The sequence below is a fragment of the Microbaculum marinum genome (assembly GCF_037855135.1).
In the GTDB taxonomy this organism is placed as follows: Bacteria; Pseudomonadota; Alphaproteobacteria; order Rhizobiales; family Tepidamorphaceae; genus Microbaculum; species Microbaculum marinum.
Map to the genome: position 1 here is coordinate 63,471 of NZ_JAZHOF010000011.1, position 19,972 is coordinate 83,442.

The window sequence follows — 19,972 nt, forward strand, 5'->3', positions numbered from 1 at the left end:
GCGGGTGCAATCCTCTAGTATCCCGATCCTCTGATACCCCGGCGCCGATCGGCCTCCCCCACGCAATTTCCGGAAATGCTTCATGCCCAGTCAGCTTTTCTCACCCGTTCAGCTTGGTTCCCTGGCGCTCGAGAACCGCGTCGTGATCAGTCCGATGTGCCAGTACTCGGCCGTCGACGGCAGCGCCACCGACTGGCACCTGATCCATCTCGGCAATCTGTCGCTGTCGGGCGCCGCCCTGCTGATGACCGAGGCGACCGCCGTCGAGGCGGTCGGCCGCATCACGCCCGGCGACCTCGGCCTCTATTCCGACGACAACGAAGCCGCGCTCCGGCGCACGCTGGAGGGGATCCGCCGGAACTCCGAGATACCGATCGGCATCCAGATCGCCCACGCCGGCCGCAAGGCCTCCAGCGCCGCGCCCTGGAACGGCGGCCAGCTCGTCCCGGCGGGCGAGGGCGGCTGGCGCCCGCTCGGTCCGTCCGCGGTGCCGATCCATCCCGGCGAGCCGGCTCCCGACGTGCTCGACCACGCCGCGATCGAGCGCATCCGCGATGCCTTCGTCGCCACGGCGAGGCGGGCGATCCGGCTGGGGTTCGACGCGGCGGAGCTGCACTTCGCCCACGGCTACCTGGTGCACTCGTTCCTGTCGCCGATCTCCAACCGCCGCGACGACCGCTACGGCGGCTCGTTCGAAAACCGCACCAGGCTGGCGCTCGAGGTCTTCGATGCGGTGCGCGCCGCATGGCCCCACGACCGGCCGCTCGGGGTGCGGATCTCGTCCTCCGACTGGATCGAGGGCGGCTGGAACGTCGAGCAGTCCGTCGAACTCGTTCACATGCTGAAGCAGCGCGGCTGCGACTGGCTCGATGCGTCCTCGGGCGGCATCTCGCCGGACCAGAAGATCACCATCGGCCCCGGCTACCAGGTGCCGTTCGCACGGACGATCCGCAAGGAAACGGGCATCACCACGCTGGCCGTCGGGCTGATCACCGAGCCGCGGCAGGCCGAGGAGATCGTCGCAGCCGGCGATGCCGACCTGATCGGCCTGGCCCGCACGGTGCTGTGGGATCCGCGCTGGCCGTGGCACGCCGCAGCTGTTCTCGGCGGACAGGTCCGGGCCGCCCCGCAATACTGGCGTTGCGAGCCGCGCGGCGTGCGCGACGTGTTCAGGGACACCGAGTTCGGCATGCGTTAGTCCGGCCCCGGTTCAGTCGGGGCCCGGGGCAGGGGGCACGGCCGCCATGGCACACCTCATCGTTCCTGCGGACGTTGACGCGCCTGTCCTCGCATGTTCCGCCGGCATCAGCTTCTGGGGTGGTGTCGATCCGCGGACGGGCAAGGTTGTCGACGCCCATCATCCGCAGCACGGCGAGGGCCTCGCCGGCCGGGTCGTGATGATGCCGACCTCGCGGGGCTCGTGCACGGGAAGCGCCGTGCTGCTGGGCCTTGCGCTGGCAGGCACCGCCCCCGCCGCACTGGTGTTCCGGGAGGACGAGGACATCCTGACGCTCGGCGCACTGGTCGCCGCGCGGATGTTCGACAGGCCCGTCGCGGTCGTCCGGCTCGGCGCGCCCGACTACGCCCTGCTTGCTGCCGAGCCGCGTGCCCGGATAGCCGGCAATCTGCTGCTGGCAGGCGGCCTGTCCATCGAACTGGCGCCGCTTTCCGGCGAGGAGCTCGACCTGAGCGGCGAGGATCGCGCCATGCTGGCGGGCCGCGACGGTCCGGCCGCGCGCCTGGCGATGGAAATGGTCTGCGCAATGGCTGCGGTGCAGGGCGCGCGGCGCCTGACCGACGTCAGCCGGGTCCACATCGACGGCTGCATCTACGCAAGCCCGGCCTGCCTCACCTTCGCCGAGGCCGTCGCTGCGATGGCGGCGAAGGTGCGGGTGCCGACGACGACCAACGCGATCTCGGTCGACCGCGCCAACTGGCGGGCGCAGCGCGTCCCGGAGGCGTTCGGCGGCCCGGCCAGCCGGCTGGCCGACGCCTATGTGGCGATGGGCGCCCGGCCGAGCTTCACCTGCGCGCCCTACCTGCTCGACGATCCGCCGCGGCCAGGCGAGGCGGTCGCCTGGGCGGAATCGAACGCCGTCGTCTACGCCAATACCGTGCTCGGCGCGCGCACGGTGAAGCATCCCGATTTCCTCGACCTGTTCATCGCGCTGACGGGACGGGCGCCGCTTGCCGGTGTCTATCTCGACGAAAACCGGGCGCCGCGCCGGGTCCTCGCGGTCGATCTGCCCGAGGGGCACGACGAGTCGGTCTGGCCGATGCTCGGCTGGCTGATCGGGTCGCGCTCGCCCGACCGTATTCCGCTGGTCACCGGCCTGGAGACCTCGAGCCTCGCCGCCGACGACTTGAAGGCGCTCTGCGCGGCGTTCGGCACGACCTCGGCCGCGCCGATGCTCCACATCGCCGGCGTCACGCCGGAGGCGGACACGCTGCCTTTGGCCGACGGCGCCGATCGCGTCCGGATTTCGAGGGCGGACCTTCGCGCGGTCTGGCAGGCGTTCAACAGGGGCGGGGAGCGGGTGGATCTCGTCGCGCTCGGCAGCCCGCACCTGTCGCTCGACGAGTGCCGGGCGGTCGCCGCGGCCCTGGCAGGCCGCCGGGTCAAGGACGGCGTGTCGGCCATCGTCACGCTTGGCCGGGCAACCGCCGGAAAGGCAAGGGCGGAGGGGCTGCTCGACGGCCTCGCGGCCTCGGGCGTCCAGGTGGTCACGGATCTGTGCTGGTGCTCGATCTCCGAGCCGGTATTCCCGCCCGCCACCCGCGTGCTGATGACGAATTCCGGCAAGTATGCCCATTACGGGCCCGGACTGTCGCGCCGCGAGGTCCGTTTCGGCAGCCTTGCCGACTGTGCCGCCGCGGCCGTCACCGGGCGGGCGCCGAAGCGCATCCCGCACTGGCTGCGATGACGGCTCAGCCGCGTCTCCACAGCCGCCGCGAGGCGAGTTCCAGCAGGTGGCCGTCCGGGTCCCGGAAATAGATGCTGGTGCCGCGCTCCGGCCAGTCGGTGCGCGCCTCCACCGGCGTGTCGTGGCGCTCCAGGTGCTCCTCCCAGGCCGCGAGGTCCCCGTCGTCGACGGCGAAGGCGATGTGCACCGGCCCGGCCCCGTCGTGCGGCGGGATCGTGCCGCCGGGCACCTCGGTGGTATGGGCCGATGCGCCGCGCCTGAACAGCAGCAGCACGCGGTCCTCGCCGACGTTCAGAGACGCCATCCGCTCGTCGGAGAAGATCTCGTCCAGACCCATCACCGTCAGGTAGAACGCGCGGGCCTCGTCCAGGTCGTCCACGTAGAGCGCGGTCTCAAGGATGCCGTCCAGGGGCGGTGTGCTCATCGTCCGGTCCGGGAATGCGCGGGGTCAGGCCCGGTCCGCCAGGCCGGTCTCGCCCTGGTGGCGCGCGCAGTGGGCGCAGCAGAACACCTCGCCGTGCGCCTCGACGCCGTGTCCGACGATGCGCACGCCGCATTGCGGGCATTGCGGGGCCATCGCCTGGATCGCGCACTCGAAGCTGTCGAAGGTCCCGGTCTGGCCGGCCATGTTGATCTCGAAGGTCTTGTCGTAGTCGTTGCCGCAGTGGTCGCATCTGGCCATGATGTCGCTCCTTTCGCTGTCTCTTGCGAAACAACGTCGGCCTGGCCGTGCCGTTCCTGCGCCGCGGGGCGTGCGACCCTCGGGGCCAACCCCGCGAGCAAACCGCCGCCGGGCATCAGGTCTGCGACGACATCACTTCCTTCACGGTGGCGGCGAGTTCCTTCAGGTTGAAGGGCTTGGGCAGGAAGTGGAACTGCTCGCCGCCCTCGAGATTCTTCGAGAACGCGTCCTCGGCATAGCCCGACACGAAGATCACCTTCAGCTTCGGGTTGCGCTTGCGCACCTCCTTGAGCAGCGTCGGGCCGTCCATCTCCGGCATCACCACGTCCGACACCACCAGGTCCACGGTGCCCTCATGCTCGTCCATCACCTCAAGCGCGGTGACGCCGGAATCGGCCTCCAGCACCGTGTAGCCGCGCGAGGCGAGCGCGCGGGCGGCGAAGGCGCGCACCGATTCCTCGTCCTCCACCAGCAGGATCGTGCCGCGGCCGGTGAGATCCTTCGGCGCCTCGGCAGCGACGTCGCGCTTGGGCGCGGCCTCCTCGGCGGAGGGGATGTGGCGCGGCAGGTAGATGCGGAACGTCGTGCCCTTGCCGGGCGTCGACTCGGCGATGATGTAGCCGCCGGTCTGCTTGATGATGCCGTAGACCGTCGACAGGCCGAGGCCGGTGCCCTTGCCGACTTCCTTGGTGGTGAAGAACGGATCGAAGATCTTCGCCAGCACCTCCGGCGGCATCCCGGTGCCGGTGTCGGAGACTTCGGCGACGACGTATTCGCCCGCCGGCATCGCGCCTTCGCCGATCGGCCGGTCCGCCTCCAGCGTCTCGTTGCGGGTGCGGATCGTCAGCTTGCCGCCCTCCGGCATGGCGTCGCGGGCGTTGACGGCGAGGTTGATGATCACCTGCTCGAGCTGGTTGACGTCGGCGCGCACCAGCCAGAGGTCGCGGTCCTGCTCGAGGTTGAGGTCCACCTTGGCGCCGAGCAGCCGCGCCAGCAGCACCTGCAGGTCGGCCGACATCACGTCTGCGAGCCTGAGCACCTGCGGCCGCAGCGTCTGCCGGCGCGAGAAGGCGAGCAGCTGGCGCACCAGGCCGGCGGCCCGGTTGGCGTTGTGCTTGATGTTCATGATGTCGTTGAACGACGGGTCGGTCGGCCGGTGGTTGGCCAGCAGCAGGTCGGAGAAGCCGATGATCGCGGTCAGCACGTTGTTGAAGTCGTGCGCGATGCCGCCGGCGAGCTGCCCGACCGCCTGCATCTTCTGGCCCTGGGCGAACTGCGCCTCCAGCGCCTTCTGCTCGGTGATGTCGAGCGCATAGACGATCGCCGCCTCGCCGTCGCCGTCCTCGACGGGCGAGACGAAGAAGCGGCCCATCCGGTTGCCGTCGCCGGTCACCGTGGCATCGACTGGCTTGACCTCGGCCTTGCCGGCGAAGGCGGCCTGCAGCGCCTCCGTAAGCGCCGGCCGGTCGCGGTCGGCGACGCAATCGCCGATGGTGCGGGCGCCGGCGCGCGCCGGGCGGCCTTCGGAGGCGAACAGCCGTGCGAAGGCGGCGTTGGTCCGCTCGATGCGGCCGTCCCGGTCGACGGTCGCAATGGCCAGCGGCGTATTGTTGAAGAACCGTGCAAATCGCACTTCGGCGGCCCGCAGGGTCTCGGCCACGTCCGCCCCGCCCGGAACGCTGCCGGGCACGCTACCCGGGACCGCGCCGGGGCTGCGGTTCAGCACCAGCGTCCGCGATATCCCCGGCGTGCCGCCGGCGTCGAAGGCAACCCGGTGCAGGAGCCGGACGGGCAGGGTCTGCCCGTTGCGGCGGACGAGATCGAGGTCGATCGTCGCCGTGCGCACCTCGCCGGGCGCCGGTTCGATGTCCTGGATCAGCGCCGCGCCGTCTCCCGATACGATCGCCTCCAGGGTGAGCCGCGACGTCTCGGTCTCGGCGATATCGTAGCCGAGCCAGCCGGCCAGCGTCGCGTTCATGTAGGGCAGCGAGCCGGCGGAATCGGCCGAGAAGAAGCCGGCCGGCGCGTGGTCGAGGTTGTCGATCGCCCGCTGCAGTTCGCGGAAGACGTTTTCCTGGCGGACGCGGTCGTGGGTGACGTCGGCGACCTGCCAGAGCAGTTCGTCCTTGCGGCCCTTGCCGGTCAGCGGCTGTACCCGGATCCGGTACCACGTCGCCCGGCGCTCCCCGGCGTCGCCGTCGGCGCGCTCCCCGTAGCCCCGCTCCCCGTAGCCCCGGTCCCGGCGCTCGATACGGATCTCTTCCTCGCCGCGGCGGCCGGCGGCGGCGGCCTGGGACAGGCGGAACATCGCCTCGGCCGCCTCCGCGTCGCCGGCGAAGGCGCGCTCCACCCCGCGCACGTCGGCGTCCCGCTCGGCGTCGGTCAGGCGCATGTAGGCGGCATTGGCATAGAGGATGCGGCCGCCGCGGCCCGTGACCAGCATGCCCTCCGGGATGTCCTCGGCGATGATCCGGGAGAAGCCGTCGGCCGGGCGGCGGTCGGAGAAGCGCAGCACGCCCACGGCGGCGGCAAACAGCGAGAACACGCCGACCACCGCCAGGAAGGCGAGCAGGCCGAGCACCAGCGGACGGGCGTCCTCGCGGCCCATCAGCGCGAACGCCACCGCGATGGCGATCAGCGCGGCGGCCAGCAGCATCACCAGCCCGATGGAGCCTTCCTTGCTGGGCTTCTCCCCGGCGGGATCGGTCATGTGCTGGTCAATCGGCGTTTCGGTCATCGCTCGCGCGGTCGCCCTTCGTAGGCTGGAGCCGGCACAATCGCCTGTCTACTCCAATTCAACGTGATTCGAGCGCAAATCCGCTAATCCTTAATCTGAATAGCGCAGCCGCCGGATTGCGCAACCGGGATGTACGCAACGGGTAGGCCGGCACCCTGGAGGTCCGCGGGAAAACGCCTTGCAAGGTCGGGTTGGCGGCCGGTCCCGCGCCGGCGCGTGGGCCGCCGGCGCCTGCCCGGGGCTTGCCTTATTTCTTAAGATGGGAACACATTGCCCCTCTCATCGTTATGACGGGTTATACATCGTGCCCGTCCGATGGGGCCAGAAAGGCCAAAAGCCGAGAGTTCCTAAGGGGCTGGCCAAGGGTCTTAACGGTCTGTTAGCCTTGATTTCGGCAAATGCTGCCGGCAAATGTTAACGAGTTCCGCGTTTGCGGCGGACGAAGGAGGCACGATTCATGGAGTTCCTGGAGAGCATGCTAGGGGTCCAACTGGGCTTGCCGGCCCGATTCATCATCGCCTTCGTCTTCGTTTTGCTGCTCATCGCGCTGACGGCATGGATCATCCGGCGCGTCGCCGCGGGCAGGGGTGGTTTCGGCGGCAGTCTCAGGGCCAAGCAGGATCGCCTCGCCGTGGTCGACGGAACCCATGTCGACGCCAAGCGCCGGCTGATTCTGGTGCGGCGCGACAATGTCGAGCACCTGATCCTGGTCGGCGGGCCGGCCGATGTGGTGGTCGAATCCGGCATCGGGGCAGTCCCGCCGGCGGTGCTGGAGCGTAGCCGCGCCGACATGCAGGATGTCGGCCGCTCGTCCGTCCGCGCACCCGAACCGGTGCGTCCGCGGGCGGTCGAGCCCGCGATGCCCCCGCGCTACTCCGACGCTGCGCCGTCGCGCCCGGTCAGGACCCCGGAGCCGGCCCCCGCACCGCCGCCCGTTCAGGCGCCCGTCCAGGCACCCGCCCAGCAGCCTGCAACCGCACGGCCTGCGGCGCCGCCGCCGCGTCCCTCGGCGCCCCCGTCAAGGCCTGCCGAACCGCCCCGGTCTGCTGCACCCGGCCCTGCTGCACCCGGCCCTGCTGCACCTGCCGCGGCAGAACCGCCGCGCCCCGCCGCGTCGGAGCGTCCGGCCGGCGGACAGGTGTCGCGGCCCTCGACGCCGTCATCCTCGGCCCCGTCTTCATCGGGTTCCCCGTCATCATCGAGCCAGGGACCGGCGTCCCCGGCGGCCAGCTCGTCGCAGTCGCGCGCCACCGGCGCGCCCGACGCGGTGCGTCCGGAGTCAAAGCCTTCCGAGCCTCCGATTCCGCCTCGGCCGGCGGCGCCTCCGCAGTCGGCGCCAAGAGCGCCGTCGCCGGCCCAGCCGTCGTCTTCGCCGGCTGCATCCCGCCCGGCCCCGCCTCCTTCTGCCCCGCCACCTTCTGCGCCGCCCCCTTCGGCGACGCAATCCAGCTATACGCCGCGGACCTCGCCCGGTGCGCCGGCGACCCCGACGCGGCCGTCGCCGCCGCCCCCCGCGGGAAGCCCGTCTTCCGCCGGCACATCGTCGGGCAGCGCGGCGTCGGGCGGCCCGACCTCCGGAGCGTCTTCGACCCGCTACGCCGCGACGGGGTCAGCGCCGCAGGGCGCCAGGCCGGAACCGTCGGATGGCGGCGAGCCCGGTCCGGATGAACAACTCGAGCAGATGGCGCAGCGCCTGGAGGCCGCGCTGAAGCGGCCCCTGACGACGCCGACCGCGTCGCCTTCGTCGGCCCAGTCGCAGTCCGCACCGTCGCGCTCGGGCCCCGGCCAGTCGGCCCCCGGACCGTCCGGCCCGGCATCGTCTGGCCCAGCATCGTCCGGCCCCGCATCGTCCGGGCCAGCATCGTCCGGGCCGGGATCGTCCGGCTCATCGTCGTCCACCGCCCCGGCACGGCCATCGCAGCCGGCGTCGTCGGGCGCCCCGTCCTCCGGCGCTCCATCCTCCGGGCCAGCACCCTCGGCCGGCCAGTCCGCACCGCCGCTGCGCCCGTATTCCTCGCCGACCATCCAAGGATCCCAGGGATCGTCGCCGGCTGCACCGTCCCAAAGGCCGACATCGTCGGCGCCGCCCGCCGGCAAGCCGTCGGCGCCCGGCGACTTCGATCTGGCCGCCGCCCTGTCCGCCGAGCTCAATCTGGGACCGGAGAAGACACCGGAAAAGTCGCCGGAGAAGCCGTCGGAAGACAATCCGGACGACAAGCGGAAGTCGGAAAGCGTCAATATCTACGACGAGATCGTCAAGCGCGACGGCTGAGCGCCGTCGCGCCGCCCCGCTGGACCCGACCCGCTAGAGCAGCAGCCGCGCGCGTCCCGCCGCCACCGCTTCGTCGGTGGACAGGTCGAATTCGTCGGTGACCTCGTAGACGCTGCGGACCGTTGTCGACTCTACCACCTCGGACATCCGGATCTGCCGGACCGCTTCCTGCTCGCCAATGCGTTGCAGGGCGTCCTGCAGCGCGGAGACATCCGGCAGGTCGAGCTGGGTGAGGGCCAGGATCTCGCTCTCGTCGGTCAGGTTGCGGCCAAGGATCGTCTCCGGGCCGGCCAGCCCCGAGCCCTTGTCGGGGTACCACGCCCTGAGAAAATCCTCGTAGGTCATGCCGGGTTTCAGCCGGCGCACCAGGACCGCGACGAACATGGTGATGTCTCCCTCCCTGTCGTGCGCGGCAGCCTGGCACGCGCAGATCCGCTGGGGCGCCGTCGCTCAGTGCCGCTCGACGAACGAATCCAGCACCCGCTTCGAGCCGGAATGCTCGAAGGCTATGGTCAGCTTGTTGCCGTCGACCGCCGACACCCGCCCGTAGCCGAACTTCTGGTGGAACACCCGCTCGCCGACCGCATAGCCGGACTCCGCACCGGTCGAGCGGGCCAGCACCTCGCCCTCGATCAGCGGCGGCTCGTTCCAGGGATTGCGCACCGCGGCGCGATCCTTGTTCCTCTGCGCGCGCTGCCAGCCGGGCGTCGAGTAGGTCGAGCCGAACGGCTCGCGCGAATCGAAACGCGAGTGGCCGTAGCCCGACGGGCTTGTCCGCAGCGACCCCGTGTCGACGACCTCGACGTTCGACTCCGGCAGTTCGTCGAGGAAGCGGGAGGACGCCGTCGACTGCCACAGGCCGTGGATCCGGCGGTTGGTCGCGAAGAACAGCGCGGCGCGGCGCTTGGCGCGGGTCAGGCCGACATAGGCGAGCCGGCGCTCCTCCTCCAGCCCGGCGCGGCCGTTCTCGTCGAGCGAGCGCTGGTGCGGGAACAGCCCTTCCTCCCAGCCGGGCAGGAACACGGTGCCGAACTCCAGTCCCTTGGCGGCGTGCAGCGTCATCAGCGACACCTTCTCCTCGTCGCCGCCGGCGTCGCTGTCCATCACCAGCGATATGTGCTCCAGGAAGCCGAGCATCGACTCGAACTCCTCCATCGAGCGCAGCAGTTCCTTGAGGTTCTCGAGCCGGCCAGGCGCGTCGGCCGAGCGGTCGCGCTGCCACATCTCGGTGTAGCCGGATTCCTCCAGGATGATTGCGGCGAGCTCGGCCTGGGGCAGGGCGTCGAGCTGGCCGCGCCAGCGGGCAAACGAGTCGAGCAGCGCGCGCAGCGAGCTGCGGGCGCGCGGCTTCAGTTCCTCGGATTCGGTCAGTTCCAGCGCCGCCTGCATCATCGGGATGCCGCGCGCCCGGGCGACGTCGTGGATGGTGCGCACGGTGGCGTCGCCGATGCCCCGCCGCGGCGTGTTGACGATCCGCTCGAAGGCGAGGTCGTCGGCCGGCTGCAGGGTGGCGCGCAGGTAGGCGATCGCGTCGCGGATCTCGGCGCGCTCGTAGAAGCGCGGGCCGCCGATGACGCGGTAGGGCAGGCCGAGCGTCACGAAGCGGTCCTCGAACTCGCGCATCTGGAACGACGCCCGCACCAGGATCGCCATGTCGTCGAGGCTCTCGCCGCGCCGCTGCAGCTGCTCGATCTCCTCGCCGATCAGCCGCGCCTCCTCCTCGGAGTCCCACGCGCAGGTCACCGTGACCTTGTCGCCGGCGTCTCCTTGCGTGTGCAGGGTCTTGCCGAGCCGGCCCTCGTTGTGGGCGATCAGGTGGGAGGCGGCGTCGAGGATGTTCGAGGTGGACCGGTAGTTCTGCTCCAGCCGGATCACCACGGCGCCGGGGAAGTCCTTCTCGAAGCGCAGGATGTTGTCGACCTCGGCGCCGCGCCAGCCGTAGATCGACTGGTCGTCGTCGCCGACGCAGCAGATGTTGGGCGGGCCGGCCCCTTCCGGCCGCTGCGCCAGCAGCCGCAGCCACAGGTACTGGGCGACGTTGGTGTCCTGGTACTCGTCGACCAGCATGTAGCGGAACCGCGACTGGAAGTCGGCCAGCACGTCCTGGTTCTCGCGGAACAGCCGGATCACCTCCAGCAGCAGGTCGCCGAAATCCACCGCGTTCAGCGTCTTCAGGCGGGCCTGGTAGGCCTTGTAGAGCTCGTCGCCCTGGCCGGCGAAGGCGTAGGCGTCGCCCGACGGCACCTTGTCGGGGGTCAGGCCGCGGTTCTTCCAGCCGTCGATATAGGCGGCGAGCTGACGCGCCGGCCAGCGCTTGTCGTCCAGGTCGGCGGCCTGGATCACCTGCTTCATCAGCCGGATCTGGTCGTCGGTGTCGAGGATCGTGAAGTCGCGCTTCAGGCCGACCGCCTCGGCGTGGCGGCGCAGGATCTTCACGCAGATCGAATGGAACGTGCCGAGCCAGGGCATCCCTTCCACCGATTCGCCGATCAGTCCGCCGATGCGCTCCCTCATCTCGCGCGCCGCCTTGTTGGTGAAGGTCACCGCGAGGATCTGGCCGGGGCGGGCGAGGCCCAGCGTCAGGATGTGGGCGAGCCGCGTGGTCAGCACCCGCGTCTTGCCGGTGCCGGCGCCGGCCAGCACCAGGACCGGGCCGTCGATCGTCTCCACGGCGCGGCGCTGCTCGGCGTTGAGCCCCTCCAGGTAGGCCGGCGCCGACGCCGCCCGGGCGCGCGCCGCGATGCCGCCGGGACGGGGCAATGCCGCCGGCGCGGTGATTTCGTCGTGGCTTGGGTCGATGCGTCGGTCGGCCATCGGCTTGATATGGCTCTTGTGCGATTCGGGCTCAAGGGACTGTAGCGCGAATCGCGCCCCGGCGGGGCGGAACCGGGCAGCGTCAGGTCCGCGCATGTCCGGCAGCGCATCGGCGGGCGGGCGGCGCGGCCTGTCCCTCCTGTCGCCGGATCCAGCGGGGATTTTGCACTTGCGCGCGGGATCTGTACGCTCCGGTGGCCAACGCGCCGCGTCGGCCAGCGCCGGAGACACCGACATGACGGACGGATTCGACGAGATCATCACCAGCCGCGAGCGGCTCAGGCAGATCATCGCCGCGCCGAGCCACCGCGTCACCGACAAGGTCATCGACCACGTCGACGACGTCTGCCGCCGGTTCATCGCGGCCTCCCCCTTCGTCGTCATCGCCACCAGGGGTCCCGACGGGCTGATGGACCTCTCGCCGAAGGGCGACCCGGCCGGTTTCGTGCACGTGCGCGACGACAGGACGCTGGTCGTTCCCGACCGGCTCGGCAACCGGCGCATCGACTCCTTCGAGAACCTGCTCGTCGATCCCGCCGTCGGGCTGATCTTCATGATCCCCGGCTACAGCTACACCCTGCGCGTCAGCGGCCGCGGCCGCATCGTCCTCGACGCGGCCCTGCAGGAACGGCTGGCGGTGAAGGGCAGGGTGCCGCAGCTCCTGCTGGCGGTGACGGTGGAGGAGGCCTTCATGCACTGCGCCAAGTCGATGGCCCGCTCGCGCATCTGGGAGCCGGCGGGCTGGCCCGATCTCGCCGACGTTCCGTCGCTGTCGGAGGCGATGGTGGCGCACGGCAGGCTGTCGGAGTCGACCCGCGAGATGCAGGCGATCATCGACGACGATTTCGAGACGAAGATGTACTGAGCCCCGCCGGGTGCGGCAGGCCGGGCTCTGCCATGCAAAAGCCGCCCGGCATGGCCGGGCGGCTTGCAAGGATCGACCTGTACGCGTGTTCCGGCTTACGGGATCGTCACGATGAAGGAGACATTGTCCGACAGCTCGGGCACCCCGTCGGGGAACTGGTAGGTCCGCACCTCGACAAAGCGCTTGGACTTCGGGCAGCTGTCGGCATTCGCGTAGTAATATGCGAGAAGATCAAGACCGAACGATGTTCCCCATTCGACCGTCACGTTGGGAATCAGCCTTTGGGCGTTGATATTCTTGCCATCGAGCGTCTTTGGAATCTTGACGCAATAGATGCCGGTGCTGGGATGTGTGACCGTGTTGATGTTCTTCGCACGAACGATCGACGAACGATCGTAGAAGACCGCAAACCTGGCATCGACGACGTTCGAGAACGATGAGGCCGGCCCGGCAATCTCCGCGCCCGAACCGCCGTTGGTCTGATCGGCCATCGCCGCCGGTACGCCGCAAAATGCAATGATCGCCGCAAGGGCGAGACCGAGAAATCGTGCAGACATGCAATTCTCCATGGGATGTTGGACAGGGATGAGAGGTAAAGGGGATCCAGGTCGAAAAAGCTGTCGGACAGGCCCGCCGCAACACGGTCGATTCCGGCGGCGGTCCGTGCCGCGGCGAAAACCTAACATCGCAATTATTCTTTAGCCAGCGTTGTTCGCCGACCGTCGGGCCGCCGGCGGTTCGTCCCGCCGCTCCCGGCGGCCCTGCCGCTGCGGTGCCCTCACGGGATCGTCAGGGTGAATCCGACGGTGTTCGACGGAACGGGTCGCCCGGCCCTGTTGAGCTGGTAGGTCCGTACCTCCACGTAGCGCTGCGGCTTCGGGCAGTCGTAGCCCGCATAGTCGTAGTAGGCGATCAGGTCGTCGCGGTCGGACGTCCGCCATTCCGGCGTGACGTTGGGGATCAGCCGCTGGGTGTTGATCTCCTTGCCGTCGATGGTCCTGGGAAGCTTCACGCAATAGATCCCCTTCTTGGGCTTGACCACCTTGCGGACGTTCTTGCTGCGAATGATGTGGTAGAACGGGCTGTAGACGAGCGCCGCCCTGGCGTACTCGACGTCGGCCACGGGCGAGATCTCGGAGGCCGCGAGATCGGACCCCCTTGCTGCGGCCGATTGGCCCTTCGGCTGGTCGGCCGCTTCGGCGGGAAGGCTGGCGGCGGCGAGCCCGAGGACAACCGCACACACTGCGAAAATCCGTGAAATCATGAAAGACTCCGCTGAATGCCCGCCCGCAGGGCCGCGGGGCGTGGCTGGTTGATTGCTGCATGCCCGGCCGAAGGTCGGTGCGGTCCGCAGGGTGCGAAGCGGTACGGATGCCTCCGGACGCCCGGCACGGGCGCCGGCAGCAAGCGACAGAACGATTAACGTGTCATGAAGTCACGGGCCGTCCGCCCCCGATCCGGCAAGGCGCCCCTCCACGGCCTCCGTGACGGCCTTGGCCCGATCCGGGATCGCCAGGGGCCGCAGCGCCTGCGTTCGTGGCGATCCCGGCTCTCCACTGCGTTGCGGCCGGGATGACGTGGGGAGAAGGTGGTCCCGGCGTTCGGTCTCGGGCCTCGCGCGCCCGGCGCTACTCTCACGTCATCCCGGACGGCCATTGGCCGATCCGGGATCGCCAGGGGCCGCAGCACCGGCGTTCGTTGCGATCCCGGCTCTCCACTGCGTTGCGGCCGGGATGACGTGGGTAGGAGGGGGTCCCGGCGCTCGGTCTCGCGCGCGGCTTCCGTCAAGCAAGTAGCCCGCATAGAGCGGCAGCGGACTGCGGGAAGGGCGGTGGCATCCGCAAAGGCTGTTCCCGGTTTGCGCTGTGCTCCATCCGGGCTACGGGCTCTCGTCCGCTGAAAGTCTGTCAGCCATGACGAGCCGGACGCGGGCCCGCCGTGTGCCGAGGTCGTCAGTCACCCCGCAGCATACGTCCCGGCCTCCGCGCCGGGACCCAGCGCAAAGCCCCGGCGCAACCGCCGCATCCGCGTTTCGGCGGGAGCTCCGGGCTACGGGCCGCCAGTCAAGCCCTGCGCTGACGCTTGCGGTAGGCCGGGCCTTGCCCCCTCCACGTCATCCGGGACGGCCTTTGGGCCGAGCCGGGATCGCCAGGGGCCGCAGCACCGGCGTTCGTGGCGATTCCGGCTACTCGCTGCGGGGAGCCTGTCCCCGGGCCGTCCTGGGGCCGGACGGCAACGCACTGCCGGTGGGGCTGTGGCTTCCGCAAAGGCCGCTCCCGGATTACGCGGTGCTCCTACCGGGCCAGGGGGTCGGTAGGGAGGGTCCAGCTGTGGCACCGCCTGGATCCACCGGATGTTGCTGATCACGAGTTTCTGCAATTATTGCGCGTATTCTGGACGTCGGTTAGTCTTTGCCGGCAGCAGTATCTGGGGGCAACAATGAGAACTGTGGGGCTTATCTTTGGACTCGCGGCCCTGGCGACGGCGGGTTGTCAACAGCAGACGGTTGCAAAGCTGGAGCCGCCTGCGCCGGTGGTCATCCGCCCCGCGGGGCCGGATATACCTGAACAATATGCCGCGTTTCTCGGGACTTGGTACGGCGATTGGAACGGGGCGATTGAATCTTTCATGGTGGTGGAGGAGGTAGATGCGACGGGCAATGCCGTCGTGAACTACAAATGGGGCAATGCACCCGCATACCAGGTGACCGCAGGTGAGGCTCGCGGCCCCGCGATCATCCAGGGCGACACTCTGAAATGGGGCAGCCAGGCGAAGTTCACGTTCAAGCTGCGGGCTGACGGAATGCTCGATGCTGAACGCGTAACCCGCGGTGCTCGCACCACCGGCGTCTTCGAAAAGGTAAGTGGGCCCGTGCCGCCCACGCTGTAGCCCGCATGGAGCGGTAGCGGACTGCGGGAAGGGCGGTGGCATCCGCAAGGCCTGTTCCCGGATTGCGCGGTGCTCCAACCGGGCTACGGGCTCTCGTCCGCTCAAAGCCAGCCGGCTGTTACGAGCGGGACCCGGGGCCTGCCGTATGCCGAGGTCGTCAGTCACCCCGCAGCATACGTCCCGGCCTCCGCGCCGGGACCCAGCGCAAAGCTCCGGCGCAGCCGCTGCATCGATCGGGCGCGTCAGCGCCCGCTTCTGAGCATCGGCCGCAGATGCCGCCATCGCCGCGCCGGGCGACGGAGCTGAGTCCGCGCCGGAGGCCGCGATATGGCAAATGCCATGCAACCCCTCCACGTCATCCCGGACGGCCTTTGGCCGATCCGGGATCGCCAGGGCCGCAGGACCGGCGTTCGTGGCGATCCGGCTCTCCACTGCGTTACGGCCGGGATGACGTGGGTAGAAGGTGGTCCCGGCGCTCGGTCTCGGGCCTCGCGCGCCCGTCGCTACTCTCACGTCATCCGGGACGGCCTTCGGGCCGATCCGGGATCGCCAGGGGCCGCAGCACCGGCGTTGGTGGCGATCCACTGCGTTACGGCCGGGATGACGTGGGTAGAAGGTGGTCCCGGCGTGCGGTCTCGCGCGCGGCTCCCGCGCGGCTCCCGCCAGGCAAGTAGCCCGGGAGCGGCAGCGGACTGCCGGAAGGGGCGGCGGCTTCCGCAAAGGCTGTTCCCGGATTGCGCGGTTCCATCCGGGCTACGGGCTCTCGTCCGCTCAAGGCCTGGAACGGGCCTTGCCCCCTCCACGTCATCCCGGACGGCCTTCGGGCCGAGCCGGGATCGCCAGGGGCCGCAGGACCGGCGTTCGTGGCGATCCCGACTCTCCACTGCGTTTCGGCCGGGATGATGTGGGGAGAAGGTGGTCCCGGCGCTCGGCGGCTTCGCCTCGCGCGTTCGGCGCTCGAAACGCGGTGCGTTTCGTGCGCTGCGGAGCGCGCCGGCCCGGCCGTCGGCCGCGTGGCCGCCGGCGTTCGCAACTCGAAATGCGGTGCATTTCGTCGGCGCTATGAGCGCCGAGCGTTGCTGTTCCCCGGCGCTCGGCGGCTTCGCCTCGGGCGTTCGGCGCTCGAAACGCCAAGCGTTTCGTCCGCTGCGCGGACCGCGCCTTCCCGGCCCTCGGCCGCGTGGCCTCGGGCGTTCGCAACTCGAAATGCGGTGCATTTCGTCGGCGCTATGAGCGCCGAGCGTTGCTCACCCCATCTCCCGCGTCGCGAGGAACCGGATCTCCGGGAAGTTCTTCGCCGCCCGCTCCAGCGCCCATTTCGAGTTGGCGAAGAACACCGGCGCGCCCTGGCGGTCGGTGCCCATGGTCGACCTGTTCCTGTCGAGGAAGTCCTTCAGCGCCTTTGCGTCGTCGGAGGCGACCCAGCGGGCGGTGTCGTAGCCGATCGGCTCGAAGCCGATCGGCACGCCGTATTCGTTCTCGACCCGCGTCGCCAGCACGTCGAGCTGCAGCGGGCCGACGACCCCGACGATGTAGTCGGCGCCGATCACCGGCCGGTAGACCTGGGTGACGCCCTCCTCGGCGAGGTCGTTCAGCGCCTTGGCCAGCTGCTTGGCCTTCATCGCATCGGACAGGCGGACGCGGCGGATGATCTCCGGGGCGAAGTTGGGGATGCCGGTCACCTTGACGGGTTTCGCCTCGCTCAGCGTGTCGCCGACGCTCAGCGTGCCGTGGTTGGGGATGCCGATGACGTCGCCCGCCACCGCCTCGTCGGCGGTCTCGCGGTCCTGGGCGAAGAAGAACATCGGGCTGGTGACGGAAATCTCGCGGCCGGCCCGCACGTTCTTCAGCTTCATGCCGCGCCTGAACGTCCCCGAGCACAGGCGCAGGAAGGCGACGCGGTCGCGATGGTTCTTGTCCATGTTGGCCTGGACCTTGAACACGAAGCCGGACACGTTTTCGTCGTCGGGCGAGACCGGCTCGGGCTCGGCGGGCTGCGGACGCGGCGCCGGCGCCCAGTCGCCGATCGCCTGCAGCAGCTCCGGCACGCCGACCGTCTTCAGCGCCGAGCCGAAGAACACCGGCGTCATGTGGCCGCCCCGATAGGCCTCGACGTCGAAGTCGGGCAGGGCGGAGAGGGCGAGCTGCAGGTTCTCGATCGAATGGGCGCAGTGCGGATCGGCCATCAGCTGGTTGTCGCCCGACAGCGCCTCGACGTCGCTCGGCACGGCGCGGCCCTGCGAGCCGTCGGTGTTGATCAGGCGGCCGGCGTTCAGGTCGATCAGGCCCTTGAAGTCGACGCCCATGCCGAGCGGCCAGACCGCCGGCGTCACGTCGAGGGCCAGCGTGTCGGAGATCTCGTCGAGCAGTTCCAGCGGATCGCGGCCCTCGCGGTCGACCTTGTTGACGAAGGTGATGATCGGGATGTCGCGCAGCCGGCACACCTCGAACAGTTTCAGCGTCTGGCTCTCGATGCCCTTGGCGACGTCGATCACCATGATCGCCGAATCGACCGCCGTCAGCGTCCTATAGGTGTCCTCCGAGAAGTCCGAGTGACCCGGCGTGTCGAGCAGGTTGAAGGTCAGGCCGTCGCGCTCGAAGGTCATCACCGACGACGACACCGAGATGCCGCGCTTCTGCTCGATCTCCATCCAGTCGGAGCGGGTGCGGCGCTGCTCGCCGCGGGCGCGCACGTTGCCGGCCATGCGGATCGCGCCGGAGGCAAGCAGCAGCTTCTCCGTCAGCGTCGTCTTGCCGGCGTCCGGATGCGAGATGATCGCGAAGGTGCGGCGCGTCTTGTATTCGGCCTGCGGAACGGCTTTCGAAGCCGGGGCTTCCAGGGTCTCGGTCATGATGGTCGTGTCGGTTCGGGTGAAATGCGCGCGGACCATAGGGGAACCGGGCGCCGAAGTGTAGCCGGTGTTGTCCGGATTGGCTCGGCCCCTCATGTGGGGTGCCGCATCGCGATCGTCCACTCGCCCGGCCGGGCCGATCGCCCATGGTTCGAGACCGGTGCTGCGCAACGTCCTCACCATGAGCTTTTCCTGTCTGGCGGCTCGCCAGATCCTCCGGCCTCATCCGGAGGAGGCCGCCCAGCCGTCGTCCAGCTCGACCGTCTCGAAGGATAGCCGCTTGTTCCTGTCAGCCTCACCCGGCCAGGTGCTCGTCGAACCAGCGCAGCGTCCGGCCGGTGGCGATCATGGTGCTTGCGGCATCGAAGCTCGCCCGTTCGTCGCAGGCGAAGCCATGGCCGGCCGGATAGACGTGTACGTCGACGTCCGGCCGCCTGGCGATCACCGTCTCGACGTCGCTCATCGGGATGCCCTGGTCCTGTTCGCCGAAATGCATCTGCGTCGGCACCTTCGGCGTCTCGTCCGCATTCGTCGCCACCTTGCTGCCGTAGTATCCGACGGCCGCCGACAGGCCGGTCAGCCGGGCCGCCGCGAGAAACGCGATCGAGCCGCCGAGGCAGTAGCCGACGAGGCCGATCTTGCCGGCGCCGGCAAGCGCGTCGATCGCCGCCTGAGTGTCGCGCAGCATGTCGTCGAAGTCGGCCATGCCGATGAACTTGCGCGCCTCGGCGACCTCTTCGGGCGAATAGCCGCATTCGAAGCCCGGCTGGATCCGGTCGAAGACCGCCGGGGCGATCGTCGCGTAGCCGAGCGCCGCGTAGCGGTCGCAGATCGAGCGGATGTGCGAATTGACGCCGAAGATCTCCTGCACGACCACCAGCCCGCCGCGCGGCGAGCCCTCGGGCTCGGCCCGGTAGGCGCCAAGCTCGAATCCGTCGGCGGCGGTCAAAGTCGTCATCTGGCCCATGCGGAGCTCCCTGTCCTGTGCGTGCTAGCCTGTGAGTGGAACGGCCGGCGGACCATAGGCGAAGCCGGCGCGGCAGGGGAGTCCTGCGAGCGCGATCAGCTATCGACGTCCTTTCGCGCGTCGGACCGGTTTTGCTCGAACCACGCCACGATCATCGGCATCCTTTCCTCGAAGCCGCCCGGAACGAAGATGTTCAGGAGGCCGGCGTCCCGATCGGTGCGGTTCTCGAAATCGTGGGTGACGCCCGCCGGGATGCGCACGAAGGTGCCCGCCGGGGCGTCGACCCACTCGTCGCCGACGAGGACCGAGGGCCGTCCGGCGATGACGTGGAACAGTTCGTCGTTTTCCTCGTGCGAATGCGGACCGGGTCCCGCCGAGCGCGGCTCCAGCCACCACTCGGAGACGCAGTAGCGGTCGCCGGTCTCCGGGCCGTCGGCCTTGAACACCGCGTGCATGGCGCCGAGGTCGTAGCGGCGGCCGGCGCCGGGCCGCAATATGATCGAATCGGTCATCGCGTCCTCAGTCGTCGGGGTGGTAGGTGCCGAAGTTCCAGATGTGGCCCTCCGGATCGCGCACCGAGAAGTCGCGCGAGCCGTAGTCGGTGTCGGCAAGCGGCCGGACGATGTCGGCGTCCAGTTTCGAGACCCGGTCGAACATGGCGTCGGCGTCGTCGACCACGACGTAGATCATCTGGGTCGAGACCCCCGCCTGCTCCGGCGTCGTCCAGTTGAACGGGTCCTGCTTCTGGGTGCCGAGCATGACGTAGCTCGAGCCGATCCGAAGCTCGGCATGGGCGATCGAACCGCCCGGTCCCTCATATGCGACCTTCGTCTCGAAGCCGAATGCCGTCTCCAGCCAGTCGATCGCGGCACGCGCGTCGCGATAGCACAGGCATGGCATGATGACGGCACGGTCCTGGAACCGTCTAGGCGCATCGACGGCACGGTCCTGACGCTGTGATGGCATGGTG

Annotated in this window: 16 protein-coding genes and 1 pseudogene; 5 read left to right on the forward strand and 12 right to left on the reverse strand. The window is 69.6% G+C overall.

Annotation, left to right across the window (positions count from 1 at the left end; genetic code table 11):
* Nucleotides 1–82 precede the first annotated feature (82 nt).
* The gene (locus V3328_RS22595) at nt 83–1,198 is read left to right on the forward strand and encodes an NADH:flavin oxidoreductase/NADH oxidase (RefSeq protein ID WP_340331993.1); all 1,116 of its coding nucleotides are present in this window, start codon (nt 83–85) and stop codon (nt 1,196–1,198) included.
* 46 nt (nt 1,199–1,244) lie between these two features.
* Complete coding sequence (lhpI, locus tag V3328_RS22600; protein ID WP_340331994.1) at nt 1,245–2,924, forward strand: cis-3-hydroxy-L-proline dehydratase; 1,680 nt, start codon at nt 1,245–1,247, stop codon at nt 2,922–2,924.
* 4 nt (nt 2,925–2,928) lie between these two features.
* On the opposite strand, the gene V3328_RS22605 is transcribed toward lhpI, so the two are convergent.
* From V3328_RS22605 to cckA, 3 genes are all read right to left on the reverse strand, one after another.
* Nucleotides 2,929–3,348 (reverse strand): VOC family protein, encoded by a 420-nt coding sequence (locus V3328_RS22605; protein ID WP_340331995.1) that lies wholly within the window; start codon nt 3,346–3,348, stop codon nt 2,929–2,931.
* A gap of 24 nt (nt 3,349–3,372) precedes the next feature.
* Nucleotides 3,373–3,606: a hypothetical protein gene (locus V3328_RS22610; protein ID WP_340331996.1), complete on the reverse strand. Its 234-nt coding sequence runs from the start codon at nt 3,604–3,606 to the stop codon at nt 3,373–3,375.
* A gap of 115 nt (nt 3,607–3,721) precedes the next feature.
* On the reverse strand, nt 3,722–6,343 hold the full coding sequence (cckA, locus tag V3328_RS22615) for a cell cycle histidine kinase CckA (RefSeq protein ID WP_340331997.1): 2,622 nt from the start codon (nt 6,341–6,343) through the stop codon (nt 3,722–3,724).
* A gap of 475 nt (nt 6,344–6,818) precedes the next feature.
* On the opposite strand from cckA, the pseudogene V3328_RS26615 reads away from it, so the two are divergent.
* Nucleotides 6,819–7,010: pseudogene (locus V3328_RS26615) on the forward strand (hypothetical protein); the annotation flags it as partial.
* A 926-nt stretch (nt 7,011–7,936) separates the two neighbouring features.
* Here the strand turns inward: V3328_RS26615 and V3328_RS22625 are convergent.
* The 3 genes from V3328_RS22625 to V3328_RS22635 form a co-directional block, all read right to left on the reverse strand.
* Nucleotides 7,937–8,581, reverse strand: coding sequence for a hypothetical protein (locus V3328_RS22625; RefSeq protein WP_340331999.1), 645 nt, complete (start codon nt 8,579–8,581; stop codon nt 7,937–7,939).
* A gap of 67 nt (nt 8,582–8,648) precedes the next feature.
* Nucleotides 8,649–8,999: a hypothetical protein gene (locus V3328_RS22630; RefSeq protein WP_340332000.1), complete on the reverse strand. Its 351-nt coding sequence runs from the start codon at nt 8,997–8,999 to the stop codon at nt 8,649–8,651.
* A 66-nt stretch (nt 9,000–9,065) separates the two neighbouring features.
* Nucleotides 9,066–11,429 (reverse strand): ATP-dependent helicase, encoded by a 2,364-nt coding sequence (locus tag V3328_RS22635; protein ID WP_340332001.1) that lies wholly within the window; start codon nt 11,427–11,429, stop codon nt 9,066–9,068.
* 235 nt (nt 11,430–11,664) lie between these two features.
* On the opposite strand from V3328_RS22635, the gene V3328_RS22640 reads away from it, so the two are divergent.
* A complete protein-coding gene (locus tag V3328_RS22640; RefSeq protein ID WP_340332002.1) occupies nt 11,665–12,294 on the forward strand; it encodes an MSMEG_1061 family FMN-dependent PPOX-type flavoprotein in 630 nt (209 codons plus the stop codon).
* Nucleotides 12,295–12,389: 95 nt separating this feature from the next.
* Here the strand turns inward: V3328_RS22640 and V3328_RS22645 are convergent, their stop codons facing one another.
* A complete protein-coding gene (locus V3328_RS22645; protein ID WP_340332003.1) occupies nt 12,390–12,851 on the reverse strand; it encodes a hypothetical protein in 462 nt (153 codons plus the stop codon).
* A gap of 221 nt (nt 12,852–13,072) precedes the next feature.
* Nucleotides 13,073–13,558, reverse strand: coding sequence for a hypothetical protein (locus V3328_RS22650; protein WP_340332004.1), 486 nt, complete (start codon nt 13,556–13,558; stop codon nt 13,073–13,075).
* Between the two features lie 1,175 nt (nt 13,559–14,733).
* On the opposite strand from V3328_RS22650, the gene V3328_RS22655 reads away from it, so the two are divergent.
* The gene (locus V3328_RS22655; protein ID WP_340332005.1) at nt 14,734–15,183 is read left to right on the forward strand and encodes a hypothetical protein; all 450 of its coding nucleotides are present in this window, start codon (nt 14,734–14,736) and stop codon (nt 15,181–15,183) included.
* A 1,247-nt stretch (nt 15,184–16,430) separates the two neighbouring features.
* Here V3328_RS22655 and V3328_RS22660 read toward each other — a convergent pair.
* The 4 genes from V3328_RS22660 to V3328_RS22675 all read right to left on the reverse strand — a co-directional run bounded on the left by V3328_RS22660 (nt 16,431) and on the right by V3328_RS22675 (nt 19,968).
* A complete protein-coding gene (locus tag V3328_RS22660; protein ID WP_340332133.1) occupies nt 16,431–18,035 on the reverse strand; it encodes a peptide chain release factor 3 in 1,605 nt (534 codons plus the stop codon).
* Nucleotides 18,036–18,330: 295 nt separating this feature from the next.
* Nucleotides 18,331–19,002, reverse strand: coding sequence for a dienelactone hydrolase family protein (locus tag V3328_RS22665; RefSeq protein ID WP_340332006.1), 672 nt, complete (start codon nt 19,000–19,002; stop codon nt 18,331–18,333).
* A 95-nt stretch (nt 19,003–19,097) separates the two neighbouring features.
* Nucleotides 19,098–19,514, reverse strand: a complete 417-nt coding sequence (locus V3328_RS22670; RefSeq protein WP_340332007.1) for a cupin domain-containing protein — start codon at nt 19,512–19,514, stop codon at nt 19,098–19,100.
* 7 nt (nt 19,515–19,521) lie between these two features.
* Nucleotides 19,522–19,968: a VOC family protein gene (locus tag V3328_RS22675; protein ID WP_340332008.1), complete on the reverse strand. Its 447-nt coding sequence runs from the start codon at nt 19,966–19,968 to the stop codon at nt 19,522–19,524.
* Between the last annotated feature and the right edge of the window lie 4 nt (nt 19,969–19,972).